The sequence below is a fragment of the Limimaricola litoreus genome, assembly GCF_024159025.1.
Taxonomy (GTDB): domain Bacteria; phylum Pseudomonadota; class Alphaproteobacteria; order Rhodobacterales; family Rhodobacteraceae; genus Limimaricola; species Limimaricola litoreus.
The window spans coordinates 1-3,332 of the sequence record NZ_JAMYXC010000163.1 but is presented as its reverse complement, the minus strand read 5'-3'; the positions used below and the strand labels follow the sequence as shown (position 1 = coordinate 3,332).

5 protein-coding genes are annotated in these 3,332 nt (G+C 69.0%); 3 read left to right on the top strand and 2 right to left on the bottom strand.

The window, feature by feature from the left end; all coding sequences use genetic code 11:
• Positions 1-87, bottom strand: an 87-nt coding sequence (locus tag NHG85_RS10965) for an SDR family NAD(P)-dependent oxidoreductase (RefSeq protein WP_253332327.1), incomplete at its 3' end; no start/stop codon positions are given.
• A 9-nt stretch (positions 88-96) separates the two neighbouring features.
• Positions 97-1,875 (bottom strand): IlvD/Edd family dehydratase, encoded by a 1,779-nt coding sequence (locus NHG85_RS10960; RefSeq protein WP_253332325.1) that lies wholly within the window; start codon positions 1,873-1,875, stop codon positions 97-99.
• 122 nt (positions 1,876-1,997) lie between these two features.
• Between NHG85_RS10960 and NHG85_RS10955 the strand changes: the two genes are divergently transcribed.
• The 3 genes from NHG85_RS10955 to NHG85_RS10945 form a co-directional block, all read left to right on the top strand.
• A complete protein-coding gene (locus NHG85_RS10955) occupies positions 1,998-2,717 on the top strand; it encodes an AzlC family ABC transporter permease (protein ID WP_253332323.1) in 720 nt (239 codons plus the stop codon).
• Positions 2,714-3,034, top strand: coding sequence for an AzlD domain-containing protein (locus NHG85_RS10950; RefSeq protein ID WP_253332321.1), 321 nt, complete (start codon positions 2,714-2,716; stop codon positions 3,032-3,034). The genes NHG85_RS10955 and NHG85_RS10950 overlap by 4 nt, the downstream gene beginning before the upstream one ends.
• Positions 3,035-3,125: 91 nt before the next feature.
• Positions 3,126-3,332, top strand: a 207-nt coding sequence (locus tag NHG85_RS10945; protein ID WP_253332319.1) for a hypothetical protein, incomplete at its 3' end; no start/stop codon positions are given.

The window sequence follows — 3,332 nt, the reverse complement described above, 5'->3', positions numbered from 1 at the left end:
CACGCGCCAGCCCGCGCCCAGAAAGCGGCGCGCGGTGGCGCGGCCGATGCCGCTGCCCGCGCCGGTGATCAGGATCGTCTTGCTCATCATCTTTCCTCAGTGGTTGTCGCGCGGCAGGTCGCGGCCGACCTTGTGATAGGCCGTCGCCAGTTCGAGGCAGCCGCCATCGGCGAGCTGGCCGACGTGTCTGCGGTAGATCTCCTGCCACGGCGTCTGATTGCGCAGCTCGGGCGGCGACCACGCCGCGCGCCGCGCCTCCCATTCGGCCTCGTCCACCAGCGCATCGAGCCGGCAGGCCCCGAGATCGAGCCGCACCCGGTCGCCGGTCTTCAGGAGCGCCAGCCCGCCGCCCACCGCCGCCTCGGGCGAGGCGTTGAGGATCGAGGGGCTCTCGGAGGTGCCCGATTGCCGCCCGTCGCCCACCGTGGGCAGGTGGTTGATGCCCGCCTTCAGCACCGCGTCGGGCGGCTGCATGTTCACCACCTCGGCCGAGCCGGGGTAGCCGACGCAGCCGACGCCGCGGATGAACAGGATCGTCTCGGCGTCGATCTCCAACGAGGGATCGTTGATCCGCTCGTGGTAATCCTCGGGGCCCTCGAACACCACCGCGCGCGCCTCATAGACTCCCTCATGGCCGGGGCGCGAGAGGTAGCGCTCGCGAAAGCCCTCCGAGATGACGGAGGTCTTCATCAGCGCGCTGTCGAAGAGGTTGCCCGACAGCACGAGGAAACCTGCGTTGGTCCGAAGCGGCGCGTCATGCGGCAGGATCACGTCCCTGTCGCGGCTGTCCCAGCCTTCGAGATTTTCGCCCATGGTCCTGCCCGAGGCGGTCATCGCGCCCTCGTGAATGCGGCCCGCTTTTCTCAGCTCGCCCATCACCGCGGGCACCCCGCCCGCGCGGAAGAAGCTCTCGCCCAGATATGTGCCCGCGGGCTGCATGTTGACCAGAAGCGGCACGTCGAAGCCGACCTTCTGCCAATCGGTCACGTCGAGCTCCACGCCCGCGTGCCGCGCCACGGCCTGCAGATGCGGCGGCGCGTTGGTCGAACCGCCGATGGCGGAATTGGTGACGATGGCGTTCTCGAAAGCCTCGCGCGTCAGGATGTCCGAAGGTTTCAGATCCTCATGCACCATGCCGACGATGCGGCGGCCCGTCTCGTAGGCCATGTTCATCCGCTCGCGGAACGGGGCCGGGATCGCCGAATTGCCCGGCAGCGTCATGCCGAGCGCCTCGGCCATGGCGTTCATGGTGGAGGCCGTGCCCATGGTATTGCAATGGCCAAGCGAGGGCGCGGAGGCGCAGACCCGGCCCATGAACTCGTCGTAGTCGATCTTGCCCTCGGCCAAGAGGCGGCGGCTTTCCCAGATGATCGTGCCCGAGCCCGCGCGCTCGCCCTTCCACCAGCCGTCGAGCATCGGCCCGCCATTGAGCGCGATGGCGGGGATGTCGACCGTGGCCGCGCCCATCAGCATGGCGGGCGTGGTCTTGTCGCAGCCCGTGGTCAGCACCACGCCGTCGATCGGATAGCCATGCAGCACCTCGACGAGGCCGAGATACGACAGGTTGCGGTCGAGCGCCGCGGTGGGCCGCTTGCCGGTCTCCTGGATCGGGTGCACCGGGAATTCCATCGGGATGCCGCCCGCGTCGCGGATGCCCGCCTTGATCCGGTCCATCAGGAAGACGTGGATCTTGTTGCAGGGCGCGATGTCGCTGCCGGTCTGGGCGATGCCGATCACCGGGCGCTCGCCCTGAAGCTCGCCCTGGGTATAGCCCTGGTTCTGGTAGCGCTCGACGTAAAGCGCGGTCATCCCCGGATTGTTGGGGTTGTCGAACCATTCCTGGCTGCGGAACTTGCGCTTGGCGCGGGTGTCCATGGCCCTCTCCTCCCTCGCGCGGCGCTGCCTGCGCCGCCTATTCGCTTGTGGCAGGATCGTGAAATGGTATACCAAATGCAAGCGCCAATCCGCCCCCCTGACGTCTCGTGACCGGAGCCCCCATGCCGCCGCCTCGCCATCCCTTTCGCGCGGGCTTTCGCGATTGCCTGCCCTTCGTGCTGATCGTGATCCCGTTTTCCACGCTGTTCGGCGTCGTCGCCCGCGACGCAGGCCTCGACCTTCTGCAGGTGATGTCGATGTCGGTGATCGTCATCGCCGGCGCGTCGCAGTTCACGGCGCTGGCGCTGTTGCAGGACGGCGCGCCGGTTTTCGTGGCGCTTCTGGCCGCATTGGCGGTGAACCTGCGCATGGCGATGTATTCCGCCGCCCTCGTGCCGCATCTGGGCCGCGCCCCTCTGGGCCTGCGCGCGCTCGCGGCCTATCTCATGGTGGATCAGAGCTTTGCCGTGGCGGTGCGCCGCTACGAGGACAGCCCCGAGATGACCCTGTCGCATAAGCTGCGCTATTATTTCGGCTGCATGGCCGTGGTCTGCCCGATCTGGTACGGCTGCACGCTGGCGGGCGCGCTGATGGGCCGGGCGATCCCGGCCGAGCTCTCGCTTGATTTCGCGGTGCCGGTCTGCTTCATCGCGCTGCTCGCCCCCTTGCTGCGCAGCCTGCCGCATCTCCTCGCCGCGCTGGTCTCGGCGTTGGTGACCGTGGGTTTCGCCTGGCTGCCCTGGAACCTCGGCCTGCCGATCGCGGCCATCGCGGCGATGATCACCGGCGCGCAGGCCGAGCTGTTCCTGCGCCGCCGCACCCGCAAGGAGGGCTTCGCATGATCGACGACACCGCCTTCTGGAGCCTGACGCTGGCGCTCGGCCTCGGCACCTTCCTGATCCGCTTTTCCTTTCTCGGCTTGCTGGGCGGGCGGCAGCTGCCCGACTGGCTGCTCTTGCATCTCAAATACGTGGGCGTCGCGGTGTTTCCCGCGCTCATCGTGCCAGCGGTGCTTTGGCCCGCCGCCCTGGACGGCGAGACGCAGGCACCGCGGGTGATCGCGGCGCTGGTCGCGGTGGCGGCGGGGCTGCGCTTCGGCCCGGTCGGCGCGATCACCGCGGGGCTCGCCACGCTCTACTCGACGCAGGCGCTGTTCTGAGCCGTCTTAGGCTCCGGTCAACACCCTCCGGCTAGAAGACGGCCCAAGCCCCCCGCAGGGGGGCGGTCCTGTCGGATAGCGGAGATCTGCCATGTCCCGTCCCCTCGCCCGCCGGCTCGTGCTGGCCGGTTGCCTTGCCCTGACCGGCTCGACCGCCATCGCCGATGCCGGTCTGCGCGGCTCACTCTACGCGGATTTCGGCGCAAGGCGCGCGCTGTGGGACGACAATGACCTCTTTCGCGACACGCCCGCGCCGATCGCGCTGCGCCGCGCGCCGCTGGTCCAGGGCGCGGCCCCC

Bases quoted from the DNA above. Each gene is read 5' to 3' on its own strand.
- NHG85_RS10950 (WP_253332321.1), top strand. From the start codon at position 2,714: ATGATCGACGACACCGCCTTCTGGAGCCTGACGCTGGCGCTCGGCCTC.
- NHG85_RS10955 (WP_253332323.1), top strand. From the start codon at position 1,998: ATGCCGCCGCCTCGCCATCCCTTTCGCGCGGGCTTTCGCGATTGCCTG.
- NHG85_RS10960 (WP_253332325.1), bottom strand. From the start codon at position 1,875: ATGGACACCCGCGCCAAGCGCAAGTTCCGCAGCCAGGAATGGTTCGAC.